This window comes from Streptomyces piniterrae (genome assembly GCF_005048155.1).
GTDB classification, from domain to species: domain Bacteria; phylum Actinomycetota; class Actinomycetes; order Streptomycetales; family Streptomycetaceae; genus Streptomyces; species Streptomyces piniterrae.
Genome location: NZ_SUMB01000020.1, coordinates 9901 through 32289, shown reverse-complemented (window position 1 = coordinate 32289; position 22389 = coordinate 9901). Strand labels below are relative to the sequence as shown.

The following is a 22389-nucleotide window of genomic DNA, read 5'->3' as shown; positions in this document are numbered from 1 at the left end:
TGCTTTGGACCGTGCCGCGCCTGTGGGACGACACCGTACCCGCAGCGGCGGACGGCTACCCGAGCAGGACGACGTCCACGGCGCCGCCCGCCGCGACCTCGGTGGTGTCCTCGTCCACGATGATCAGGGCGTTCGCGTGCGCCATGGCCTTGATCAGGTGGGATCCGGGGCCGCCGACGGGGGCGACCCGGCCGGTGGCGGGGTCGTAGGAGCCGCGCAGGAACTGCCGTTTGCCCTGGGGGGAGGAGGCGATCGCCTCGGTGCACTCGGCACGCACGGTGGGGCGGTGCAGCTCGGGCAGCCCCATCAGGGCGCGGATGGCGGGGCGTACGAACAGCTCGAAGGAGACGTAGGAGCTGACGGGGTTGCCGGGCAGCGCCAGCAGCGGGGTGCGCTCGGGGCCGACCAGGCCGAAGCCCTGGGGTTTGCCGGGCTGCATGGCGAGCTTGCGGAACTCCACCAGGCCCTCGTCGCCGGAGAGGTCGGTGAGGGTTTCCTTGACGACGTCGTAGGCACCGACGCTGACGCCGCCGCTGGTGACGAGGATGTCGGCCCGAATGAGCTGGTCCTCCAGGGTGGCGCGCAGCGTCTCGGCGTCGTCGGCGACGGCGCCGACGCGGTAGGCGATGGCTCCCGCGTCGCGGGCGGCGGCGGTGAGCTGGAAGCTGTTGGAGTCGTGGATCTGGCCGGGGCCCAACGCCTCGCCGGGCTGGACGAGTTCGCTGCCGGTCGACATCACGACGACCCGGGGGCGGGGGCGGACGGTGACGGTGCCGCGGCCGATGGCGGCGAGCAGGCCGATCTGCGACGGGCCGAGGACCGTGCCCGCCTTGAGGGCCGGCTCCCCGGCGGAGACGTCGCTGCCGCGGGCGCGGATGTGGGCGCGCTCGGTGACCGGGCGGTGCACCCGGACCTCGCCGGTGGCGTCCTGGGGGGCGGCGCTGGCGTGCCGCATCGTGGCGGCGGGGCCCTGGCCGGTGCCGCCGTCGGTCCACTCGACGGGGACGACGGCCTCGGCGCCGGGCGGCACCGGGGCGCCGGTCATGATGCGGGCGGCCTCCCCGGGGCCGACGACCGGGAGCTCGCCGCTGCCCGCCGCGACGTCGCCGATGACGGTGAGGGCGGCGGGGAACTCCTCCGTGGCGCCCGCGACATCGGCGACGCGGACGGCGTAACCGTCCATGGAGCTGTTGTCGAAGGGCGGCAGGGCCACCGGGACGGTGATGTCCTCGACCAGGACGCAGCCCTGGGCGTCGAGGAGTTGCAGCTCGATCGGGTCCAGCGGGCGGATCTTGGACAGGACGTCGTCGAGGTGCTCGGCCACCGACCAGACGCGGTCCTGGTGGCTGGTCTGGCCGGTGGTGCCGTTCAACGTCTTACATCTCCTCGGTGACATAACTGCGAAGCCAGGTCCGGAAGTCCGGGCCCAGGTCTTCACGTTCGCATGCCAGTCTGACAATGGCACGCAGATAGTCGCCACGATCTCCGGTGTCATAACGCCGGCCCTTGAAGACGACGCCGTGCACCGGGCCGCCGAGGGACGGGTCGGCGGCCAGCGCCTGGAGGGCGTCGGTCAGCTGGATCTCGCCGCCGCGTCCCGGCTCGGTCTTGCGGAGCACCTCGAAGACGGCCGGGTCGAGGACATAGCGGCCGATGATGGCGAGATTGCTCGGGGCTTCGGCCGGATCCGGCTTCTCGACGAGGTCGGAGACCTTGACGACGTCGTCGTCGCCGGTGGGGGCGGCGGCCGCACAGCCGTAGAGGTGGATCTGCGCCGGGTCGACCTCCATCAGGGCGATGACCGAGCCGCCGTGCTCCTCCTGCACCTCGATCATGCGCTGGAGCAGCGGGTCGCGGGGGTCGATGAGGTCGTCGCCGAGGAGGACCGCGAAGGGCTGGTCGCCGACGTGCGGAGCGGCGCAGAGCACGGCGTGGCCCAGGCCTCTGGGGTCGCCCTGCCGCACGTAGTGCATGGTCGCCAGGTCGCTGGATTCCTGGACGCGGGCGAGCCGGGACTCGTCGCCCTTGCGGTGCAGGGCCTCTTCGAGCTCGTAGTTGCGGTCGAAGTGGTCCTCGAGGGGGCGCTTGTTGCGGCCGGTCACCATCAGGACGTCCAGGAGTCCGGCGGCGGCCGCCTCCTCCACCACGTACTGGATGGCGGGCTTGTCGACGACCGGGAGCATCTCCTTGGGCGTGGCCTTGGTGGCGGGGAGAAACCGGGTGCCGAGGCCGGCTGCGGGGATGACAGCCTTGCTGATCCGCGTGTGCGATGGGGTCATGCGCGCCACCATAACCGGCCCTATCGGAAGGATGATGAGGGTCTGGTGAATAGAGCATGAGAGCGGGAGCAAGGGCGCACAGTGAGCGTTGATCACGGTAGAAAGCGCGGGTTGCGGCGGGATCTCCTGAAGGTTAGAGGAGCATTGCCGCCGGATGTCGTGGCGGCGAAGGGGGACGCGCTGGCCCGGAGAACGCTGGAACTGGACGAGTTGCGGGCGGCACGGGACGCGGCGCGCGGGCGTGACGCAGATCTCGAATCCTCCGCCGATCTTCCCGTTGGCGAATCGCCCGTTCCGGCCGTCCCGTTGACCGTTGCCGCATATGTCTCGATCGGCGGCGAGCCCTCCACCCGCGCCCTCCTGGACCGGCTGCGGGCGGCCGGGGTGCGGGTGCTGCTGCCCGTGCTGCTGCCGGACAACGATCTGGACTGGGCGCCCTACGAGGGCGCCGAGCGCCTGGTACGGGCGGGCCGCGGGCTGCTGGAGCCGGCGGGCGGGCGGCTGGGCCCGGAGGCCGTCACCGAGGCCGACGTGGTGCTGCTGCCCGGTCTGGCGGTGGACGGCCGCGGCCTGCGTCTGGGGCGCGGCGGCGGCTCGTACGACCGGGTGCTGGCACGGCTGGAGCGGGCCGGGGCCGATCCGGCGCTGGTGGTGCTGCTGTACGACACGGAGGTGCTGGACCGGGTGCCGGCCGAGCCGCACGACCAGCGGGTGCACGCGGCGGTGACGCCTTCGGGGGTGCACCGGTTCGCCCGGCCCGCCCGGGGCGGCACAAAGGCCCCTGAGCGGCCGTAGGGCCTGTCCGACGGGGCGGGCCCCGGAAAGCCGAGGGGCGGGCCGGAGGATCTCCGGCCCGCCCCTTCACCCCTTCTCCGTCATCGCGCTACGGCGACAGCGTCAGCGTGTCCTTGGCGCGCTTCTTGACGGCCGACTCGCTGAAGGCCCACGGCAGCAGTTCGCCCTTGGCCCACTTGTCGGTCTGGTCGAAGTAGTGCGCGTGGTACGCGTGCCCCGAGGCGCCGGTGAGGTTGATCCAGCGGGATTTGTCGAGGTCGGCGAGGTTGACGACCATCCGCATCGACGGGACCCAGGTGACCTTGTAGCCGCCCGCGGCGTTCCAGCCGGTGGCGTCCACCGCGGCCTCGCCGCCGCCGAGGTTCCACGGGCCGCGGTTGAACAGGCCCTGGAGGGGGCCGGGTCCGTCGGTGCCCAGGGTCTGGTTGTTGAGGAACAGCTGGTGCAGCCGTCCCCAGCTCCAGGTGTCGATGTTCTTGCCGAGCTTGGACGTCAGCTCGTAGCGGGCGTCCTGCATGGCGTGGGCGAGGAGCTCGTCGCGGTTCTTGTCGCCGAGCTGGCCGGGCCGGCTCTCGGTCTTCCACCAGGCGTTGTCCGGGTCGTCCAGGATGGTGCGGACGACTTCGTACCAGCGGTCGCCGCCGTCGGGCTGGGCGGAGTCGCCGGCCCGCTCGCCGCATTCGCGGACCAGCTTCTGGAGGTCGTCGGCGGGGCCGGTCTCGTTGGCCGGGCGGACGTTCAGGCACTGGCCCTCGACCCGCAGTTCCTTGGGCATCTTGTTGCCGAAGGCGAGCTTGAGGGTGTTGCGCCAGACCGCGTTGAAGTAGGCGGCCGCGGCGGAGTCGGGCTCCTGGGTGAAGTCCCAGCCCTCCAGGAGCTGCTGGGCGTCGCGGACGTACTTGTCCTTGATGTCGATCTTCGTGAGGTAGGGCGTCAGCAGCCGGGCGATCTCGCTGCTGTTGTCCTTCTGGAAGGTCTGCATGTCATCCGTGGAGACCTTGCCGCCGTCCTTGATCTTCGACTCGATGAGGTCGTTGATCCGCTGGCTGCGGGAGCCGTAGCCCCAGTCCTTGGTGATCAGGTACGGGTACTTCGCCTCGTCGACGACGGCCTGGTTGGCGGTGACGATGAAGCCGCGCTGCGGGTTGTACTCGTACGGCAGGGCCTTCTGCGGGATGTAGCCGGTCCACTGGAACTTCCGGTCCCAGCCGGGTGCCGGGAAGGTGCCGTCGACGCCCTTGGCGCGGACCGGGATCCGGCCGGGTGCCTGGTAGCCGATGTTGCCCTTGGTGTCGGCGTAGATCAGGTTCTGGGACGGGACCTCGAAGTGCTCGGCGGCCTTGCGGAAGCCGTTCCAGTCCTTGGCCCGGCCGAGCTCGAAGACGGCGTCCATGGAGTTGCCGGGGTCCAGCGCGGTCCAGCGCAGCGATACGGCGTAGCCGTCGCCGCGGTCCGGGGCGGCGTTGCCGACCGGCGCGTCCTTGCCGACCTTGGAGAGTTCGCCGTCGCGGTCGGAGACGACCGGTCCGTTGTTGGTGGCGCGGACGGTGATGTCGCGGCTCGGCCCGCCGGCGACCTTGATCGTCTCCTTGCGGGTGGTGAACGCCCGCTGCTTGCCGTCATAGAGGTACCCGTCGGCGTTGATCTTCTCCAGGTACAGGTCGGAGACGTCGGCGCCGAGGTTGGTCATGCCCCAGGAGATGTCCTGGTTGTGGCCGATGACGACGCCGGGCATCCCGGAGAAGGTGAAGCCCGCGACGTCGTAGTTGCACTTGGGCCCTGTGGTGCGGCAGTGCAGGCCCATCTGGTACCAGAGCGAGGGCATCTGGGGCGCCAGGTGCGGGTCGTTGGCGAGCAGCGGCTTGCCGGTCGTGGTGTGGGCGCCGGAGACGACCCAGGAGTTGGAGCCGATGCCGTTGCCGTTGGGACCGAGCAGCGCCGGGACCTCCTCCATGGTCTTGGACAGCGAGGAGAGCTGCGTCTGGAGGCCGGTGGCGGCACCGCCGATCCCGGACTGCGCGTGGGCGGCCGCGCCGCCCTTGGGACGGAACTGCTTGGAGGCGGGGTCGACCGCGCCGGCCTGGACGATCGGCTTGTTCCGCTTGTACGGGTACTGCGGGTAGAGCTCGGCGATCTGCTCCGGCGTGAAGCGGCTGGTCATCAGGGAGCGGTCGATCTCCTCCTGCATGTTGCCGCGCAGGTCCCAGGCCATCGCCTTGAGCCAGGCCACCGAGTCGACCGGCGTCCACTTCTCCGGCTTGTAGTCGTTCTCGAAGTCCAGCGCCGCGTACTCCAGGGACAGCGCCGCGCCCTCGTGGTCCTTGAGGTAGGCGTTGACGCCGTCGGAGTACGCCTGGAGGTATTTCTTGGTGCTGGGCGAGAGCTTGGTGTCGTATTCCTTCTGCGCGACGTGGTGCCAGCCCAGGGTGCGCAGGAACGAGTCGGTCTTGACCTGGCTCTTGCCGAACATCTCCGAGAGCCGGCCGGCCGTCATGTGGCGGCGGACGTCCATCTCCCAGAAACGGTCCTGGGCCTGGACGAATCCCTGGGCGCGGAAGAGGTCCTCGTCGGTGTCGGCGTAGATCTGCGGGATGCCGTTGGCGTCACGCGAGACGTCGACCGGGTTGGTGAGGCCCGGGAGCTTGAGCGAGCCGGTGGTCTCCGGGTAGGAGGCGCGTACGGTGCCGACCCCCCAGAACGCGCCGAGGCCGATGCCCGCCACCAGCACAAGCACGACCGTGATCAGTACGAGGCGGCCGCGCCGCCCCTTCTTCTTCTTTGGGGCTGGGCCGGACTTGTTGGCGGGCATCTCTGTCCTTCGAGGGGCAGGGTGGGAGTGCTGGAGCAACCATAGGCGCACGGGTTCGGCGACCCCTACGCGGAGTCACTGCCAGCAACATGAAACTTTCAAGTAATGGTAAATTGTTAGTCTCAGTAACTAGCTAAGGTAAGGAATCCCCCTCCCCCACCGCCGACCCCACCACCGGAACCCGTGCGAGGAAGGACCAGCTCCCCTGACTGTCGACCACCTCAACCAACTCCTGCTGATCTGCTCGCTCGTACTGCTCATAGCGGTGGCCGCGGTACGGCTCTCCTCGCGCAGCGGGCTCCCCAGCCTGCTCATCTACCTGGGGATAGGCATCGCCATAGGGCAGGACGGCCTCGGTGGCGTCGTCTTCGACAACGCCGAGCTGACCCAACTCCTCGGCTATTCCGCCCTGGTCGTGATCCTCGCCGAGGGCGGTCTGGGCACCAAGTGGAAAGAGATCAAACCAGCCCTGCCGCAGGCGGCGTTGCTCTCGACGGTCGGCGTCGCGGTGAGCGTGGGGGTCACCGCGGCCGGAGCGCACTATCTGGCCGGTCTCGACTGGCGCCAGGCACTGCTGATCGGCGCGGTGGTCTCGTCGACGGACGCCGCCGCGGTGTTCTCCGTGCTGCGCAACGTGCCGCTGCCCGCGCGCCTGACGGGTGTCCTGGAAGCCGAATCCGGCTTCAACGACGCCCCCGTGGTCATCCTCGTCGTGGCCTTCTCCGCTTCCGGACCGGTCGACACGTGGTACGTGCTGATGGGCGAGATCGCCCTGGAGCTGGCCATCGGCGCGGCCGTCGGACTGGCCATCGGCTGGCTCGGCTCGTTCGGCATGCGGCATGTGGCGCTGCCCGCGTCCGGCCTGTACCCGATCGCCGTCATGGCCATCGCCGTCTCCGCCTACGCGGCCGGCGCGCTGGCCCACGGGTCCGGCTTCCTCGCCGTCTACCTGGCCGCGATGATCCTCGGCAACGCCAAACTGCCGCACGCCCCGGCCACCCGCGGCTTCGCCGAAGGCGTCGGCTGGATCGGCCAGATCGGCATGTTCGTCCTGCTCGGCCTGCTGGTCACCCCGCACCGCCTGGTCGACGACTTCGTCCCGGCGCTGCTCATCGGCCTGATCCTGACGATCGTGGCCCGGCCGACGTCCGTCTTCACGGCGCTGCTGCCGTTCCGGATGCCCTGGCAGGAGCAGACGCTGCTGTCCTGGGCCGGGCTGCGCGGCGCGGTCCCGATTGTGCTGGCGACCATCCCGATGGTGAGCGATGTGCCCGGCAGCGAGCGGGTCTTCAACATCGTCTTCGTGCTGGTCGTCGTCTACACCCTCATCCAGGGCCCGACACTGCCCTGGCTCGCCCGACGGCTGCGGCTCGGCGACGGGAAGGAGGCGGCCGACCTGGGCATCGAGTCGGCGCCCCTGGAGCGGCTGCGCGGCCATCTGCTGTCCACGTCCATCGGCCCGGGGTCGCGGATGCACGGCGTCGAGGTCGGCGAACTGCGGATGCCCAAGGGCGCGGCGGTCACCCTGGTCGTACGGGACGGCGCCAGCTTCGTGCCGGCGCCCTCGACGGTGCTGCGGCAGGGTGACGAACTGCTGGTGGTCGCCACGGACCCGGTGCGCGACGCGGCCGAGAAGCGGCTACAGGCGGTCTCCCAGGGCGGCAAGCTGGCCGGCTGGCTGGGGGCGGGCGAGAGTGCCGCGATGGCGGCGGCCGCCGGGACGCGTACGGCCGGCCCGGTCGGCAGGGTCGAGGGAGCCCTGCGGCGGTTCCGGCCCGGCGCCCTCCGCGACCGGCGCGCCAAAGGGCGCGGCGCCCGCTGACCGACGGCGGCAGCCCCCGGGGCTACGCTTCCTGGCCTCTTCGGCCTCGGAATGTGCCGAAGATCTCCACTGATCTCAAGGAATTTTACGGGGAGCCCTGGTTAATCCCAGGGCTTCGCGCGCTTCGACCTGTAGTATGAAGAAGCAACATCAACGAACCACCTCTGCCTGACGCAGAGCTGGCGCGACCGCTCAGCGGCCGCGATCCCCTGCCACACGCAGCCACCGTTCCCCGGTGCGGATCACGCGGTATCACTCGGTCCTGCGCGAGAGGACAGCTCTCGGCGCGTTACCCGTGACGACCTCGCGGTGGCGCGCTACCAGGCGGCAGAAAGGCCCGGCCGTGGCATCCGCGGTCAAGGACTCCCGTCCTGGTTACGGACAACTGCTGCGCACCCCCGGTGCATGGACATTCCTGCTGCCCGGCTTTCTGGCCCGGCAGCCCTTCGCGATGCTGACCATCGGCATCGTGCTGCTCGTCGAATCCACCACCGGCTCCTACGGGGTCGCCGGCACGGTCTCCGCCGCGACCGGCGTCTCCATGGCCCTGTTCGCCCCGCAGAGCGGCAAGCTCGCCGACCGCTTCGGCCAGCGCGCGGTGCTGCTCCCCGGCGTCCTGGTGCACGTCGTGGGCGTCAGCGCCCTGATCACCCTGGCTCTCGCGCACGCCCCCCTGTGGGCGCTGCTCGCGGTGGCCGTCCCCACCGGCGCCTCCACGCCGCAGGTCGGCCCGATGGTGCGGGCCCGCTGGGCCGCCCGGCTCGGCGGCAGCCCGCTGATGCCGACCGCCGCCGCCTTCGAGTCGGTCACCGACGAGTTCACCTTCGTCGTCGGCCCGGTGCTGGCGACCGCGCTGTGCACCGGCGTCCACCCGGCGGCCGGCCTGATCGCGGAGGCCGTGCTGACGCTGGCCGGCGGCCTGCTCTTCGCCTCGCAGCGGCGCAGCCAGCCGCCGGTCCACCGGGCGCACAGCCAGGGCGGCCCGCGCGTCTCGGCGCTGTCGGTGCCCGGCGTCCGCGCCCTGATCGCGGCGTTCCTCGGCATCGGCGCCGTCTTCGGCGGCATGCAGGTCTCGCTGACCGCCTTCACCCAGGACATCGGGCAGCCCGGCATCAACGGCCTGCTCTACGGGATCTTCGCGGGCGGCAACATGCTCGCCGGCATCGCCTGCGGCGCGATCGCCTGGAAGGTCGGCCCGCGGCGCCGTCTGCTGGTCGCCTACGGGCTGCTGGCGCTGGCCACCACCCCGCTGTGGGCGGTGACCTCGGTGCCGCTGCTGGGCGCGGTCGGCCTGGTCGTCGGACTGTGCATCGCCCCGGCGCTGATCACCGGCTACACGCTCGTCGAGTCGCTGGTGCCGGCCGCCGCCCGTACCGAGGCCTTCACCTGGCTGACCGGTGCGGTCGCGCTGGGCCAGGCGGCCGCGGCCACCGCGTCCGGCCAGCTGGCGGACCGCTTCGCGCCGAGCGCCGGTTTCCTGGTGCCGCTGGCCGGCACGGTGCTGGCCCTGACGGTGCTGCTGGCGCTGCGCGCGCACCTGGTGCCGCGCTCGTCGACGCTGATCGTCGGCTCCGCCGACCGGACCCCCGGTTCGCCCGCCGATTCGCCGGCCGATTCGCCGGCCGAGTCCCCCTCCGACGCCTTCGAGCGGGAGCTGAACCGGAGCCTGGACGAGGGGTCGGACGAGCGTGGGGTCGGTCACCGTATGCCGGTCACAGTGGACTGACGGGCCGGAATACTGCACTATGGATCGTCGTTAGCACTCATCGAGTGAGAGTGCCAGGAGGAAGTCAAGTGCCGACCTACCAGTACCAGTGCACCGCGTGCGGCGAGGGCCTCGAGGCGGTCCAGAAGTTCACCGACGACGCGCTCACCGAGTGCCCCAGCTGCGACGGACGCCTCAAGAAGGTGTTCTCCGCGGTCGGCATCGTCTTCAAGGGCTCCGGCTTCTACCGCAACGACAGCCGCGGCTCGTCGTCCAGCAGCAGCCCCGCGAAGTCCTCCTCGACCACGAGCAGCACGTCCTCGTCGTCCTCGGACTCGTCGAGCTCCGGCTCCTCGTCGAGCGGCTCCGACAAGAAGACCTCGTCCTCGACGTCTTCGTCCTCGGCGTCCACCAGCAGCTCGGCCGCCTGACCCACGCTTCCCGGACCCCGCCGTCGCCGACGGCGGGGTCCGCCGCGTTTCCGGCGGGCCCTTCGAGCTCTTGAAGAGCAGGGCCCCTCGCACCTGCCGTCCGCCCCGATAGTGTGACCGGCATGGCTGACGCGGAGATTGGCGTTATCGGCGGGTCGGGTTTCTACTCCTTCCTCGATGATGTGACCGAGATCACGGTGGACACCCCGTACGGAAGCCCCAGCGACTCGCTGTTCCTCGGGGAGGTCGCCGGCCGCCAGGTCGCGTTCCTGCCCCGGCACGGCCGCGGGCACCACCTCCCGCCGCACCGGATCAACTACCGCGCCAACCTCTGGGCGCTGCGCTCGGTCGGGGTGCGCCAGGTGCTCGGCCCCTGCGCCGTGGGCGGCCTGCGCCCCGAATACGGCCCCGGCACACTTCTCGTTCCTGACCAGCTCATCGACCGTACGAAGGCCCGCGCGCAGACCTACTTCGACGGCAAACCGCTGCCCGACGGCAGCATCCCCAACGTCGTCCATGTGACCTTCGCCGACCCGTACTGCCCCACCGGGCGCCGGGCCGCGCTGGCGGCGTCCCGCGGCCGCGACTGGGAGCCGGTCGACGGCGGCACCCTCGTCGTCATAGAGGGGCCGCGCTTCTCCACCCGCGCGGAGTCGCGCTGGCATGCCGCGCAGGGCTGGTCGGTGGTCGGCATGACCGGCCACCCCGAGGCCGTCCTGGCCCGCGAGCTGGGCCTGTGCTACACGTCGTTGACGCTGGTCACCGACCTGGACGCAGGCACCGAGACCGGCGAAGGCGTCTCCCACGAGGAGGTCCTCAGGGTCTTCGGCCAGAACGTGGGCCGGCTCCGCGAGGTGCTCTTCGACGCGGTGGCCGCACTGCCCGACAGCACGGCACGCGACTGTCTGTGCGTGGGCGCGCACGACGGCTGGGACCTGGGGATCGAGCTGCCGTGACGGCAGGCGGCCGAGGCCGGGGAGCTGACGGGGTGGACGGGATGGGCGGGACGACGGCTCGGCGCGAGCTGAGCTGAGCTGACGGGGCCGGCTCCCCCTCACGGGTGGCCGAGTTGTCCACAGGGCCGGGGTCGTCCACAGCCCCGAGCGGGCCTCGGCGAATTCCGGCACGGTGGTGATCGCCGGCCCGGACACCAGGTCCGGTCATCGACTCCGACCCTCCGCACCGCAGGCGGTGACCACCATGCCCCGTCCCTCCAGCCTGTCCCTCCACCCCACCGATCACCCCACCGACGACTCCCTCCCCGCTCCGCCTCTCCCCACCCCGCCACGGTGTGAAGTGCCCCACTTCGAACCGGTACGGGCGGGTGGCTTCCGGCACCGGCGGCGACGGACCACACGACAGCGGATGCTGGCCGCCGGTCTGGCGATGACCGCCGCAGCACTGGCCACCGGCATTCCGACCGGCGCCGTACGCGCCGCACCCGCACCCGGCTGCCCCGCCTCGACGGCCATCGGAGCGCGATAGCCATGCGCCAAGATCGAGTGGCATCCGCCCCCTGCCCACGCAACACTTCTGCGAGCGGCCGGGCAGCTGCCGCGCGCCCGAGCCGGCGCGTCCCCGTCGCCGACACCGCCCCGTCGACCCGCACTGACGCACCCGTCGATCGCCGGTTCGTGTTGAGCGACTGGACACCTCTGCCCTGCCCTGACGTAAGTTGCGGTGCTGACTGTGATTGCACCGTCCGTCGTGAGCATGGAAAGAGGCTGTCAGGTGAGCGAGAACAAGGGCGTGATTCAGGGATTCAAGGAATTCCTGATGCGCGGCAACGTCATCGAACTCGCGGTCGCGGTCGTCGTCGGTGCTGCGTTCACGAACATCGTCCAGGCGGTGGTCAAGGGCGTGATCAACCCGATCATCGGCGCCCTCGGCTCGCAAAACCTCGACCATTACAAGGCTTGCCTCAGCGCCAGCTGCCACCCGGACAAGAAGACCGGCGAATTCACCGACGGCATCTACATCCTGTGGGGCTCGGTGCTCAGCGCGGCACTGACGTTCCTGATCACCGCCGCGGTCGTCTACTTCCTCATGATCCTTCCGATCAACAAGTGGAAGGCCCGCCAGGACGCCAGGAAGCCGCTCGACGACGGCCCCGCGGACCCGACCGAGATCGAGCTGCTCACCGAGATCCGCGACGCGCTGATCGCACAGCGCACCGGCTCACCCTCCGCGAACGGCTCCACCGCGGGCACCATCGGCCACCAGAAGACGCAGTAGCGGGCGACCACGGCCGGCACAGGCCGCCTCATCGCCTCGCTCAGAGGTGGTGGGGCGGTTTTTCGTCCAGGAAGCGGGCCAGGTCGGCGGCGCTGTCGGTACGGGTCGTGGAGCCCTCGCCCCAGCCGCGGTCGGTGTCGTCCGAGGACTGCTGGTTCAGCGGGTCGTCGAAGATCAGCGCGGCGGCGTTCCGGGGCGCCGGGCGCGGGGCCGGCTCGGCCCGGGGCGTCTGGGGCTCGGCGTCCGGTTCGCGTTCAGGGATGGTGCTCACCTCTTCAGGGTACGGGCGGCCGGACGGTGAGCCGCGGTCGGCGCCGGCCACCGCGCCGATCCGGGCACCGAGGTGGGCACCGAGGTGGGCGGCCGCCCGGCGCCTGCGCCGCCTGGGGCCGGTCCGACGGGCCGGGGCCGGGGTCGGAAAGGCCCTACTCGCCTCCGGCGGCGAACGGGCCGCCGGCGGCGAAGGCCCGCTCGGCGAAGCGCTCCCCCATGCGGTGGTGCGTGGCGGCGTCCGGGTGGATCCCGTCGGGCAGCGGCAGCTCGGCGAAGTCCGCCTCGCCGTAGAGCACCAGGCCGTCGAGGTAGTGCAGATTCGGGTCGTCGGCCGCCCGCTGGTCGACGATGCGGGCGAGCTGCTCCCGGATGATGGTGAGCGTCAGCCGCGAGCGGTCCGACGGGTCGCCGAGGGCCCGGAACCGGAGCTTCCCGCCGTCGAAGTCCGGTGCGCCGGGGCCCGGTGTGTGCTCCTGGATGGGGCACAGGACGGAGGAGACGACCAGCAGCGGCGTGGTGGGGTGCCCGTCGCGGATGGTGTCGAGGAAGCCGTGCACCGCCGGGGCGAAGGCCCGCACCCGCATCAGGTCGTGGTTGACCAGGTTGATGCCGAGTTTGAGGCTGATCAGGTCCGCGGGGGTGTCCCGCATGGCGCGCGCGACGAACGGATCGAGCAGGGCGTTGCCGCCGAAGCCCAGGTTGATCAGCTCCACCCCGCCCCGGGCGGCGGCCAGCGCCGGCCAGGTCTCGGTGGGGCCCTCGGCGTTGGTCCCGTGGCTGATCGAACTGCCGTGGTGCAGCCACACCCTGCGGCCACTGTCCGGCGCGGCCTCGACGGGGGCGTCGGTGCGCAGCGCGATCAGCTCGGTGGTCTCCTTCTGCGGCAGCCAGATCTCGATGTCCTTCTCGCCGGCGGGCAGCCCGGTGAACCGTGCGGTGCCGGGCGGTCCCGGGCGGGTGACGACGGTCTGGGTGGTCAGGTCGATGGTGACGACGTTGCCGCCCGGCACCGCGGTCCGGCCGATGCGGCGACCGTCGACGACCAGGTCGTAGCTGCCGTCGGGAAGGGGTGGGGCGCCCTGGTAGACCGTCTTCGTGGGGAGCGCGTCCAGCTCCACGGCGGTGGCCCGGGTGCGGAGGACGAGACGCACACCGGAGGGCTGAGCCTCCATCATGGCCAGGTTCGGATCGGGGAACTGCTTGCGGGCCCAGGCGGGCAGCCGGTGCGGCAGCAGGCCGTGCGCCGTGCGTTCCACATCGAGGGCGCCGCGGAACATGCGCGGTTCGAGGGGAGTGGTGATCCAGTCCGTCACGCTGGCCTCGTCACGGGCGTCAGGGCCGTCGTTGAGCTGGGAGTTCATGACCTCAGCCTGCCAACCGGACGCCGGATCCGCATATGGATTTACGCACGGCGGGTCGGTGGGCGGGGCGGTGGGCCCCGCCGCGTCACAGGTCATGGGCCGCGGGGCGCCGGTCCGCTACCGCTACGGCAGTCCCGCCCCCGCGCACCGCACATCGTCAGCGGGCACCGCCCCGTCGACCAGATAGTCCGCCACCGCGTCGTCCACGCAGCGGTTCCCCCGGCTGGCGAACACGCCGTGCGAGTAGTCGTCGTCCAGCGTGATCAGCCGCGAGCCCGGCAGCGTACGGCGCAGCGCGTGGGCGCCTTCGACGGGGGTGACGGGGTCGTGCGCGGAGGCGACGAGCAGGACCGGCGGCGCCTGGGGGCTGCCGAGCGGGGTGCGCCGTTCGGGTTGCCGTGCCCAGTACGCGCAGGCGCTCGCCTCCAGGCCGGTGAGCAGGGGCAGCGGGTCGAGCCGGCGCAGCCGACGGATGTCGGCGAGTACACGGGCGGGCCGGGGTCCGGGCCCGTCGGCGCATTTCACGGTGCGGTTGGCGGCTTCGTAGGTGCGTGACGCGGGCCCGGCGAAGTCCTCGGCCGGCCGCAGTCCGTCGGCCGAGCCGTCGCGCAGATAGCGGCGCAGACCGTCGCCCAGGCCGGCCCAGCGTTCGGTGCGGCCGAGCGCGCGGTAGACGGCGCGGTCGAATTCGGCGGGGCCGAAGCCTCCGGCCGGGTGGGCGGCCAGGCCGCTGCGTACGCGTGCGTAGGAGGCGCGTACGGCCTGTGGGGTGTCGCCGAGGCCGTGGCGGGCGGGGTCGCGGGCCAGCCAGTCGAAGAGGACGGCGCGTTGCCGCAGCAGTGCACGGGCCTGCCGGACGTCGAAGTCGTGCCAGTCCCAGGGGCCGACGACGCTGTCCAGGACCATCCGTCCGACGCGGTGCGGGTGGGCGGCGGCGTAGGCGGCGCCGAGGTAGCTGCCGTAGCTGACGCCGAGGAAGCCGAGGGTGGGTTCGCCGAGGGCGGCCCGCAGCGCGTCCATGTCGTGGGCGGTCTGTTCGGTGGAGAGGTGGGGCAGTGCCGCGCCGACGCCGTGCGCGCAGTCGGCGGCGAGCTGCCGGAGCTCGCGCAGATGGGCGCGTTCCGCCGGGCGGTCGCGGGGGACGGGGTCGGGCCCTGGCGCGTCGAAGAGGCCGCCCATGGGCCCGCAGTCGGCGGGGGCGCTGCGGCCGGTGCCGCGGGGGTCGAAGCCGATGATGTCGTAGCCGCGCCTCACGGATTCGGGGAGCTTGGCGCGTTTGGTGACGGCGTATCCGAGTCCGGAGCCGCCGGGGCCGCCGGGGTTGACCAGGAGGACACCGCGGCGTTCGGCGGGGGTTCCGGTGGCGCGGACGCGCGAGACGGCGATGGCTATCCGCCGTCCGTCCGGGTGGTCGTGGTCGAGGGGTACGGCGAGGGTGCCGCATTCGACGTGGGCGGGCGGGGCGGGGGCCGGGACGGAGTCGGGGCAGGCGCCGAAGGTGAGGGGCGGGGCGGCGGCGGTCGCGGTGCGCGGCGGGGCCGCGGGGAGTGCGGCGGCAACTACCAGGCACACCACGGCGGTTCGGCGCGCCGTTCGGCGTAGCGGTGACAGCGGCGTCCGGGGAGGCCGGGGGTGCGGGGAGGGCATGGGGGCTCCATCGAGGCAGGACCAGACATGACAATGAAAATGATTATCGATATCGTATGGCTACGGTCAACACGGATCCATGGCCCCCGGGGCTCCCCTCGGCCTGCCCGGATCCGGCAGCACGGCGCGGGATGAGGAGTCATGGGGCATCTGTTGATGGTCGAAAGCTGGGTCGGGTCGATGAGCCGGCTGCTGCCACGCGCGATCGCCGAGGCCGGCCACACGTTCACGTTCCTGACCCGCGATCTGCACCACTACCTGCGGTCCGCGCCCGAGGGGGCGGACCATCCGCTGCTCGGCGCCCGCAACGTGCTCACCGCCGACACCAACGATCTGCCCTCGCTGCTGCCCCAAGTGGCGCGGCTGCACGAGGCGTTGGGCTTCGACGGGGTGCTGAGTTCCTGCGACTACTACCTGCCGACGGTGGCCCGGATCGCCGGTCACCTGGGCCTGCCGGGCCCCACCGCCGACTCCGTCACCGCGGCCTGCCGCAAGGACGAGACCCGCCGCACCCTGGAGCAGGCCGGGGTGCCGGGCCCCCGCTTCGCGGTCTGCGACGGCTTCGCCGCGGCATCGGTCGCGGCGAAGGAGATCGGCTATCCGCTGGTGTTCAAGCCGGTGGACCTGTGCGCGGGGATGTTCGTACGGCGCGTCGACGACGAGCGGCAGCTGGCGGACGCACACCGGGACCTGGACGCGTTCCCGGTCAATGCGCGCGGCCAGCTGCGCTCCCCCGCCGTTCTGCTGGAGGAGTTGCTGGACGGGCCCGAAGTCAGCGTCGAGACGGTGTCGTTCGACGGCCGCACACAGGTGGTCGGCGTCACCGACAAGAGCGTGGGCGGGGCGCCCGGGTTCATCGAGACCGGCCATATGTTTCCCGCCCCGCTCGGCGCCGACGAGACCGCGGCGGCCGTGGACACCGCGCTCGCCGCCCTCGCCGGGCTCGGCCTGGACCGCGTCGTGGCGCATACGGAGATCAAGCTCACAGCGCGCGGACCACGGGTCGTCGAGGTCAATCCCCGCCCGGCGGGCAACCGCATCACCGAACTCGTCCGGCATGTCACCGGCATCGACCTGGCCCGCGCCTGCGTGGACCTCGCCCTGGGGCGGGAACCCGATCTGACCACCCGTCCGACGGGGGTGGCCAGCGCCGCGATCGGCTTCCTGCTGCCGCCCGATGGCGAGGGCGGCGCGGTCGGCGCGGACGGCGCGGACGGCGCGGACGGCGCGGACGGCGCGGACGGCGCGGACGGCGCGGACGGCGAGGTCGGCGAGGGAGGCGTCCTGGAGGGGTACGGCACCGCCACGGGACCGGATCCGACGGCGGGGCTCGAAGCGCTGACCGGAGTCCTGGAGGTGCGGCTCGCCGAGCCCGGCACACGGGTGCGGCCGGTCGCCGACAACAACGGCTATCTGGGGCACATCATGGCCACCGGCGACGGGAACGGCTCGGCGCGGGAGCGGGTCGCCGAGCTGCTGGACACGGTGCGGCCGCGGGTGGTGGCGGCCCGATGACCCCTCTCATACAGACTGGAGCGGCCCCGAAGCCGACGCCCCGCCTGACCTCCTGGGAGAGCCTCGCCGCCCTCCAACAGGCCGTAACGGAAGGCGAGTTGGGCCCGGATCCGCGCTCCCTCCGGGTCTCCACCGCCTTCGCCACCAGCCAGGCCGTACGCCATGACGGGCGCGGCCGCGGCTACCGCAACGAGGTACTCAGCCTGCGCCTCGGCGCGGCCGTCGGGTCGTGCGCCGCCGAGCCGGGCGGCCTGCCGGAATCCGCGGTCGAGGACGCGGTCGGCGCGGAGGTGGCCGCGTTGCTCGCGCATCCGCTGCCCGTGGTGCGGATCGCCGCCCTCGACGCGTATCTGATGCATATCGCCCCGCACACACCCGGGTTCGGCGCGCGCCCTGTGGCGCTGCCCGCCGGGTCGTCGCTGGAGAAGTCCCGGGCCAGGGCCGGGTCCGTGGTGGAGCTGCTGGCCGGGTGCGGGCTGCCGGCCGGGGCCCGGGTGCTGGTCGTCGGTGTCGTCAACTCCCTGCTGGAAGCGCTGCGTTCGCGAGGGCTGCGGTATGTGCCGTGCGATCTCAAGGGCGGCCAGACGGAGTGGGGTGAGCCGGTGGAGACCGATGCGCCGGCCGCGCTGGGCCGTTGTGACGCGGTGCTCGCCTCCGGGATGACGCTCGGCAACGGGACCTTCGAGCCGCTGCGCGCGCGGGCCGCCGCCGACGGGCTGCCGCTGGTGATGTTCGCGCAGACCGGCAGCGCGGTGCTGCCCCGCTTCCTGGGCGCGGGCGTGCACGCCGTATGCGCCGAGCCGTATCCGTTCTTCTGGCTGGACGGCGGGCCCGGCACCATCCACCACTACGGGGGAAGCCGATGACGACCTCGGCCCTGGAAACCGAGCCGGCGTCGCCCGGCCTTTGTACCGAGGCCCTCCCGGGCGCCGACGCCGGACTGCTGGCACTGCTGGGACGTACCCCGCTGGCCAGGATCAGCGGCGATCTGCCCGGCCCGCATCCCGGGTTCTGGGCCAAGCTCGAAGGGCACGGCGTCGGCGGGATGAAGGCCCGCGCGGCGGTGTCCATGCTGCTGGGCGCGCGCGAGCGCGGTGAACTGCGGCCCGGCGCGCCCGTGGTGGAGTCCACGTCCGGCACCCTCGGCGTCGGCCTCGCGTTCGCCGGGCAGGCGCTGGGGCACCCCGTCGTCCTGGTCTGCGACACCGAACTGGAGCCGTCCATGCGGCGGCTGCTGCGGGCCTACGGGGCGCGCCTGGAGCTCGTCGACCGGCCGGCGGAGCGCGGCGGCTGGCAGGCCGCGCGGCTGGCCCGGCTGCGCGAACTGCGCACCGGGCTGCCCGGTGCGTACTGGCCCGACCAGTACAACAACCCCGACAACACCGCCGGTTACGCGTCGCTCGCCGCCGAGCTGGCCGCCGAGCTGCCGCGACTGGACGTGCTGGTGTGCAGCGTCGGCACCGGCGGCCACAGCGCCGGCATCGTGGCGCCGCTGCGCCGCCGCTGGCCCGCGCTGCGGCTGGTCGGGGTGGACGCCACCGGTTCGACGATCTTCGGGCAGCCCGCACGGGCCCGGCTGATGCGCGGACTCGGCAGCAGCATCCATCCCCGCAATGTGGCCTACGAGGCGTTCGACGAGGTGCACTGGGTCGGCCCGGCGGAGTCGGCGGACGCCTGCCGGCGGCTGGCCCGTACCTGCTTCGTCAGCGGCGGCTGGAGCACCGGGGCCGCCGCGCTGGTCGCCGCCTGGGCGTCCCGGGCGCACCCCGGCGCGGTCGTCGCCACCGTCTTCCCCGACGGGCCGCACCGCTATCTGTCCACCGTCTACGACGACGACTTCACCACGGCGCACGGTGTGGACTGCGCGGCGGCCCGCACCCGTCCCGTCGAGATCCCGCACCCGGGCGCGGCGGAGGCGACGGGCTGGACGCGCTGCACGACGGTCGTGGACCCGTGTTCCGCCGCGACCGCTTCCCCACGGACCACTGCCCCCTCCCCCAACCCCGCACAGGAGGCAACGCCATGAAGACCACCGTGCGCACCACGCGCCTCGAACTCGCCGAGCCGCTGCGGATCTCCCGCAGCACGATGGCGGCCCGCGACGCCGTCTGGCTGACCGTCGAGCGGGGCGGGCTGCGCGGCCACGGCGAGGCGGTGGCCAGCGCCTACTTCGGCCTGGACGCCGGGACGCTGGTACGGCTGCTCCACGAGGCGGCCGCCGCCGTCGAGCGGTGCGGCGACCCGGAGACCGCGCTGGGCGCCGTACGGGCCGGCGAACTGGCCGGGCCCGGTACGCCGCCCGCGGTGACCGCGGCGGTGGAGTCGGCGCTGCTCGACCTCGTCGGCAAGCGCGCCGGTGCCTGCGTGCACCAGCTGCTGGGCTCGCTCACCCCGCCGGCCGCCGCGACCGCCCGCACCATCGGGATCACCACCCCGCGGCGCGCCGCGGTCCTCGCGCACGGCCTCGCCGAGGCCGGTTTCACCCTCATCAAGGCCAAGGCGGGCGCCGCCTCCCCCGAGGAGGACCTGGAGCGGGTCCGGGCGATCCGCGAATGCGCCCCGCACGCCCGCCTGTTGCTCGATCCGAACGGCGCCTGGAGCCTCGCGCAGGCCGAGGAGCTGCTGCCCCGGTACGCGGAGCTGGGGGTCGAGGCCGTCGAGCAGCCGATCGCGCCCGGCACCCCGGAGGCGCTGGCCGCGCTGGCCGCCGGCTCGCCGCTGCCGCTGATCGCCGACGAGGACGCCGTGTCGTACGAGGACGCGCGGCGGCTGGCCGGCCGGGTGCAGGGCATCAACGTCAAGCTCGCCAAGTGCGGCGGGGTCCATGCGGCGCTGCGGATCGCGGAGTTGCTGGCCGGCAGCGGTACGGACCTGATGCTGGGCTGTCTGACGGCCAGCACGCTCGGCATCGCCCCGGCCGTCCATCTCGCCGACCGGGCCCGGTGGCTGGACCTGGACGGGCATCTGCTGCTGGCCCACGACCCGTGGACGGGGATCGGCGGCGCCGACGGCACGGTACGCGCCAGCGACCGGCCGGGCCTCGGCATCCGGCCGCGGACGGCCGGCTATCCCACCGCGACCACCCCGACGGGCCGCGTAACCGCGACCACCCCGATGGACCCGACACCCGCAACCACCCCGATGGACCCGATAGAAAGGCCCCGCCGTGCAGACCTGGCGTGAGATGCGGGAGTTCCCGCTCGCGATCCGCCTGCTGCTGATCAACCAGCTCGGCGTGAACACCGGCTTCTACCTGCTCATTCCCTATCTGGCCACGCACCTGGGCGACGACCTGGGGATGTCGGCGGCGGTCGTCGGGATCGTGCTGGGGGTGCGCAACCTCAGCCAGCAGGGGCTGTTCCTCATCGGCGGTTCGGCCGCCGACCGGCTGGGCGCCCGGCGGGTGATCATCGCCGGATGTGCGCTGCGGACCGTGGGCTTCGCCCTGTTCGCGCTCGGCGACGGACTGCCGGTGCTGCTCGCCGCTTCCGTGCTCAGCGGGCTGGCCGGGGCGCTGTTCAACCCGGCCGTACGGGCCTATCTGGCGCAGGAGGCGGGCGGGCGTAAGGCGGAGGCGTTCGCGCTGTTCAACGTGTTCGCGACGACCGGGGCGCTGATCGGGCCGCTGCTGGGCAGTGCGCTGCTGCTGGTCGGCTTCCGGGCCTCGGCGATCACCGCGGCCGCGATCTTCGCGCTGCTGACCGTGGCGCAGGCGGCCGTACTGCCCGCCCGCGAGGCGCCGCCGGCGACGTCCAGTGTGCTCGGCGACTGGCGCGAAGTGCTCGGCAACCGGGCATTCCTGGCGTTCGCGCTGGCCATGGTCGGCATGTTCACCATGGAGAACCAGCTGTATCTGCTGCTGCCCGACGGGGCGCGGCGGGCGACCGGCTGGGCGGGGGCCGCCGGGATCGTGTTCCTGACCGGGACGCTCGCCAATCTGACGCTCCAGCTGCGGGTGACACGGGCGCTCAAGGAACGCGGCAGCCGGGGCCGGTGGATCACCGTCGGGCTGGCACTGATGGGGCTGGCGTTCGTGCCGCCGATGGCGGTGGCGGGCGCCGGCCACCCGGACGGGACGGGCGCGGCCGTCGTCGCGCTGCTGCCGGTGCTGGCCGGGGCGCTGCTGCTCTACCTCGGCGTGATGATCGCCCAGCCGTTTGTGATGGAGCTGATTCCCGGCTTCGGACGCACCGAACTGACCGGCACGTACTTCGGGGTCTTCTACGTCGTGTCGGGAGTGGCGGCCGCGGCCGGCAACGCCGTCGTCGGCTGGGCGATGGACATCGGCGGAGCACGCGGTGCGCAGTGGCTGCCCTGGGCATGCTGCGTCGCCTTCGGCCTGCTTTCGGCGGCGGGCGTGGGGTGGCTGCGGCGGCTGCGGGCACTGCCCGGACGTACGGCGGGGGCCGGCGGGACGGGGGCCGGCGACGGTGCCGGTGCGGCGGCCGACCGGACCGCGGCGGATGCAGCGAACGCGGCGAACGCACCGACCGCGACGGCGACCACGGCTGACGCGACCACGGCCGGCACGGCCACGGCCGCCCCGACGACCGACGCCGCGGCCACCAACGCCCCCGCCACCAGCACCACACCAGCGGGCGGAGGCCCGAGCCGATGACGAACCCAACTGCCGGCATCCCCACTGCCGCCGTCCCCACTTCCGCCATCCCCATTTCCGTCACCCCAACTGCCTCCATCCGCACGCCGTTTGACGGAAATCTGCTCACCGACAACCCCGAGCTCTACGAGGCCCGGTTCCCCGACGCCGAAGGGCTTGCCGCCCGCTGGGCCGAGGACACCCTGCGGCGCCACCGCGCCGGACGCCGGGTGCTGGACCTGGGATGCGGCACCGGCCGGGACGCGGCGCGGCTCCAGGCGGCGGGCCGCCAGGTGGTGGGCGCCGACCTCTCCGACGCGATGCTGGCGCACGCCAGACGGCACCACCCCGGCCCCGCCTACGCACGCGCCGACCTGCGCCGCTTCGATCTCGGTGCGCGCGCCTTCGACGCGATCGTCTGCCTGGACAGCGCCCTGCTCTACTGCCACACCAACGACGAGCTCGACGGGCTGCTGGACTCCTGCCGCCGGGCCCTGGAGCCGGGCGGGCTGCTGATCGCGGAGCTGCGCAACGGCGCGTACTTCCTGGGCCGTACGGAGCTGCTGGACGCGCCCGCGGAGAACCGGTTCGCGTGGCGGGGCACGACCTACCGATCCCGGACCACGCTGTCGGTCGACCGGACCGCGCAGCTGCTGCGCCGCAGCCGGGTGTGGACCGCCGACGACGGGACGCCGCCGGTGGAGCAGCGCTCCGCCTGGCGGCTGCTGCTCCCGCTGGAGCTGCGGCGCTTTCTGACCGCGCACGGCTTCACCGTCCTCGCGCTTCACGACGGTCCGGGGCCACGCACCGAGCCCCGCTGGCAGGAGGGCGATGCGCCCGGCGACCGCACCGACGCCGATCGGCTGCATGTCGTCGCACGCCTGACCTCCACCCACTGAAACACCGTTCCCTTCCCAGGA

19 protein-coding genes are annotated in these 22389 nt (G+C 72.6%); 13 read left to right on the top strand and 6 right to left on the bottom strand.

Features of this window, described 5'->3' with window-relative positions; all coding sequences use genetic code 11:
• Positions 1-55: 55 nt before the first annotated feature.
• Complete coding sequence (glp, locus tag FCH28_RS36970; RefSeq protein ID WP_136744817.1) at positions 56-1372, bottom strand: molybdotransferase-like divisome protein Glp; 1317 nt, start codon at positions 1370-1372, stop codon at positions 56-58.
• Positions 1373-1376: 4 nt separating this feature from the next.
• Positions 1377-2279, bottom strand: a complete 903-nt coding sequence (gene galU, locus FCH28_RS36965) for a UTP--glucose-1-phosphate uridylyltransferase GalU (RefSeq protein WP_136744816.1) — start codon at positions 2277-2279, stop codon at positions 1377-1379.
• Between the two features lie 81 nt (positions 2280-2360).
• Between galU and FCH28_RS36960 the strand changes: the two genes are divergently transcribed.
• Positions 2361-3074 (top strand): 5-formyltetrahydrofolate cyclo-ligase, encoded by a 714-nt coding sequence (locus FCH28_RS36960; RefSeq protein ID WP_136744815.1) that lies wholly within the window; start codon positions 2361-2363, stop codon positions 3072-3074.
• 88 nt (positions 3075-3162) lie between these two features.
• Here the strand turns inward: FCH28_RS36960 and FCH28_RS36955 are convergent, their stop codons facing one another.
• The gene (locus tag FCH28_RS36955; RefSeq protein ID WP_136744814.1) at positions 3163-5883 is read right to left on the bottom strand and encodes a penicillin acylase family protein; all 2721 of its coding nucleotides are present in this window, start codon (positions 5881-5883) and stop codon (positions 3163-3165) included.
• Positions 5884-6088: 205 nt separating this feature from the next.
• On the opposite strand from FCH28_RS36955, the gene FCH28_RS36950 reads away from it, so the two are divergent.
• The 6 genes from FCH28_RS36950 to mscL all read left to right on the top strand — a co-directional run bounded on the left by FCH28_RS36950 (position 6089) and on the right by mscL (position 12076).
• The gene (locus tag FCH28_RS36950) at positions 6089-7705 is read left to right on the top strand and encodes a potassium/proton antiporter (protein WP_425472077.1); all 1617 of its coding nucleotides are present in this window, start codon (positions 6089-6091) and stop codon (positions 7703-7705) included.
• Between the two features lie 343 nt (positions 7706-8048).
• Positions 8049-9431 carry an MFS transporter gene (locus tag FCH28_RS36945; RefSeq protein ID WP_136744813.1) on the top strand — a complete coding sequence of 461 codons (1383 nt, stop codon included), beginning with the start codon at positions 8049-8051 and terminating at the stop codon, positions 9429-9431.
• A 68-nt stretch (positions 9432-9499) separates the two neighbouring features.
• The gene (locus tag FCH28_RS36940; protein ID WP_136744812.1) at positions 9500-9841 is read left to right on the top strand and encodes an FmdB family zinc ribbon protein; all 342 of its coding nucleotides are present in this window, start codon (positions 9500-9502) and stop codon (positions 9839-9841) included.
• A 122-nt stretch (positions 9842-9963) separates the two neighbouring features.
• Positions 9964-10797: an S-methyl-5'-thioadenosine phosphorylase gene (locus tag FCH28_RS36935; RefSeq protein ID WP_136744811.1), complete on the top strand. Its 834-nt coding sequence runs from the start codon at positions 9964-9966 to the stop codon at positions 10795-10797.
• Between the two features lie 244 nt (positions 10798-11041).
• On the top strand, positions 11042-11326 hold the full coding sequence (locus FCH28_RS36930; RefSeq protein WP_136744810.1) for a hypothetical protein: 285 nt from the start codon (positions 11042-11044) through the stop codon (positions 11324-11326).
• A gap of 246 nt (positions 11327-11572) precedes the next feature.
• Positions 11573-12076, top strand: coding sequence for a large conductance mechanosensitive channel protein MscL (mscL, locus tag FCH28_RS36925; RefSeq protein ID WP_246103501.1), 504 nt, complete (start codon positions 11573-11575; stop codon positions 12074-12076).
• 40 nt (positions 12077-12116) lie between these two features.
• On the opposite strand, the gene FCH28_RS36920 is transcribed toward mscL, so the two are convergent.
• The 3 genes from FCH28_RS36920 to FCH28_RS36910 all read right to left on the bottom strand — a co-directional run bounded on the left by FCH28_RS36920 (position 12117) and on the right by FCH28_RS36910 (position 15357).
• Positions 12117-12347, bottom strand: a complete 231-nt coding sequence (locus FCH28_RS36920) for a hypothetical protein (protein ID WP_136744809.1) — start codon at positions 12345-12347, stop codon at positions 12117-12119.
• Between the two features lie 154 nt (positions 12348-12501).
• On the bottom strand, positions 12502-13710 hold the full coding sequence (locus FCH28_RS36915) for a GDSL-type esterase/lipase family protein (protein WP_187364013.1): 1209 nt from the start codon (positions 13708-13710) through the stop codon (positions 12502-12504).
• A gap of 123 nt (positions 13711-13833) precedes the next feature.
• The gene (locus FCH28_RS36910) at positions 13834-15357 is read right to left on the bottom strand and encodes an alpha/beta hydrolase (protein ID WP_136744808.1); all 1524 of its coding nucleotides are present in this window, start codon (positions 15355-15357) and stop codon (positions 13834-13836) included.
• Positions 15358-15498: 141 nt separating this feature from the next.
• On the opposite strand from FCH28_RS36910, the gene FCH28_RS36905 reads away from it, so the two are divergent.
• From FCH28_RS36905 to FCH28_RS36880, 6 genes are read left to right on the top strand one after another with little or no spacing between them, the layout of a single operon-like run.
• Entirely contained in the window at positions 15499-16872 is a 1374-nt protein-coding gene (locus FCH28_RS36905) for an ATP-grasp domain-containing protein (RefSeq protein WP_136744807.1), read from the top strand.
• On the top strand, positions 16869-17738 hold the full coding sequence (locus FCH28_RS36900) for a Rossmann-like domain-containing protein (RefSeq protein ID WP_136744806.1): 870 nt from the start codon (positions 16869-16871) through the stop codon (positions 17736-17738). The genes FCH28_RS36905 and FCH28_RS36900 overlap by 4 nt, the downstream gene beginning before the upstream one ends.
• Complete coding sequence (locus FCH28_RS36895; protein ID WP_136744805.1) at positions 17735-18898, top strand: PLP-dependent cysteine synthase family protein; 1164 nt, start codon at positions 17735-17737, stop codon at positions 18896-18898. Before FCH28_RS36900 ends, FCH28_RS36895 begins: the two co-directional genes overlap by 4 nt.
• Positions 18895-20055 (top strand): mandelate racemase/muconate lactonizing enzyme family protein, encoded by a 1161-nt coding sequence (locus FCH28_RS36890; RefSeq protein WP_136744804.1) that lies wholly within the window; start codon positions 18895-18897, stop codon positions 20053-20055. The genes FCH28_RS36895 and FCH28_RS36890 overlap by 4 nt, the downstream gene beginning before the upstream one ends.
• Positions 20039-21490: an MFS transporter gene (locus FCH28_RS36885; RefSeq protein WP_136744803.1), complete on the top strand. Its 1452-nt coding sequence runs from the start codon at positions 20039-20041 to the stop codon at positions 21488-21490. Before FCH28_RS36890 ends, FCH28_RS36885 begins: the two co-directional genes overlap by 17 nt.
• Positions 21487-22368 (top strand): class I SAM-dependent DNA methyltransferase, encoded by an 882-nt coding sequence (locus FCH28_RS36880; RefSeq protein ID WP_136744802.1) that lies wholly within the window; start codon positions 21487-21489, stop codon positions 22366-22368. The genes FCH28_RS36885 and FCH28_RS36880 overlap by 4 nt, the downstream gene beginning before the upstream one ends.
• The last annotated feature ends 21 nt before the right edge of the window (positions 22369-22389 follow it).

Excerpts from the sequence above, each read along its gene's own strand:
- galU (WP_136744816.1), bottom strand. The coding sequence starts at position 2,279 with ATGACCCCATCGCACACGCGGATCAGCAAGGCTGTCATCCCCGCAGCC.
- FCH28_RS36955 (WP_136744814.1), bottom strand. The coding sequence starts at position 5,883 with ATGCCCGCCAACAAGTCCGGCCCAGCCCCAAAGAAGAAGAAGGGGCGG.
- FCH28_RS36935 (WP_136744811.1), top strand. The coding sequence starts at position 9,964 with ATGGCTGACGCGGAGATTGGCGTTATCGGCGGGTCGGGTTTCTACTCC.
- FCH28_RS36930 (WP_136744810.1), top strand. The coding sequence starts at position 11,042 with ATGCCCCGTCCCTCCAGCCTGTCCCTCCACCCCACCGATCACCCCACC.
- FCH28_RS36915 (WP_187364013.1), bottom strand. The coding sequence starts at position 13,710 with ATGAACTCCCAGCTCAACGACGGCCCTGACGCCCGTGACGAGGCCAGC.
- FCH28_RS36910 (WP_136744808.1), bottom strand. The coding sequence starts at position 15,357 with ATGCCCTCCCCGCACCCCCGGCCTCCCCGGACGCCGCTGTCACCGCTA.
- FCH28_RS36905 (WP_136744807.1), top strand. The coding sequence starts at position 15,499 with ATGGGGCATCTGTTGATGGTCGAAAGCTGGGTCGGGTCGATGAGCCGG.
- FCH28_RS36900 (WP_136744806.1), top strand. The coding sequence starts at position 16,869 with ATGACCCCTCTCATACAGACTGGAGCGGCCCCGAAGCCGACGCCCCGC.
- FCH28_RS36895 (WP_136744805.1), top strand. The coding sequence starts at position 17,735 with ATGACGACCTCGGCCCTGGAAACCGAGCCGGCGTCGCCCGGCCTTTGT.
- FCH28_RS36890 (WP_136744804.1), top strand. The coding sequence starts at position 18,895 with ATGAAGACCACCGTGCGCACCACGCGCCTCGAACTCGCCGAGCCGCTG.
- FCH28_RS36880 (WP_136744802.1), top strand. The coding sequence starts at position 21,487 with ATGACGAACCCAACTGCCGGCATCCCCACTGCCGCCGTCCCCACTTCC.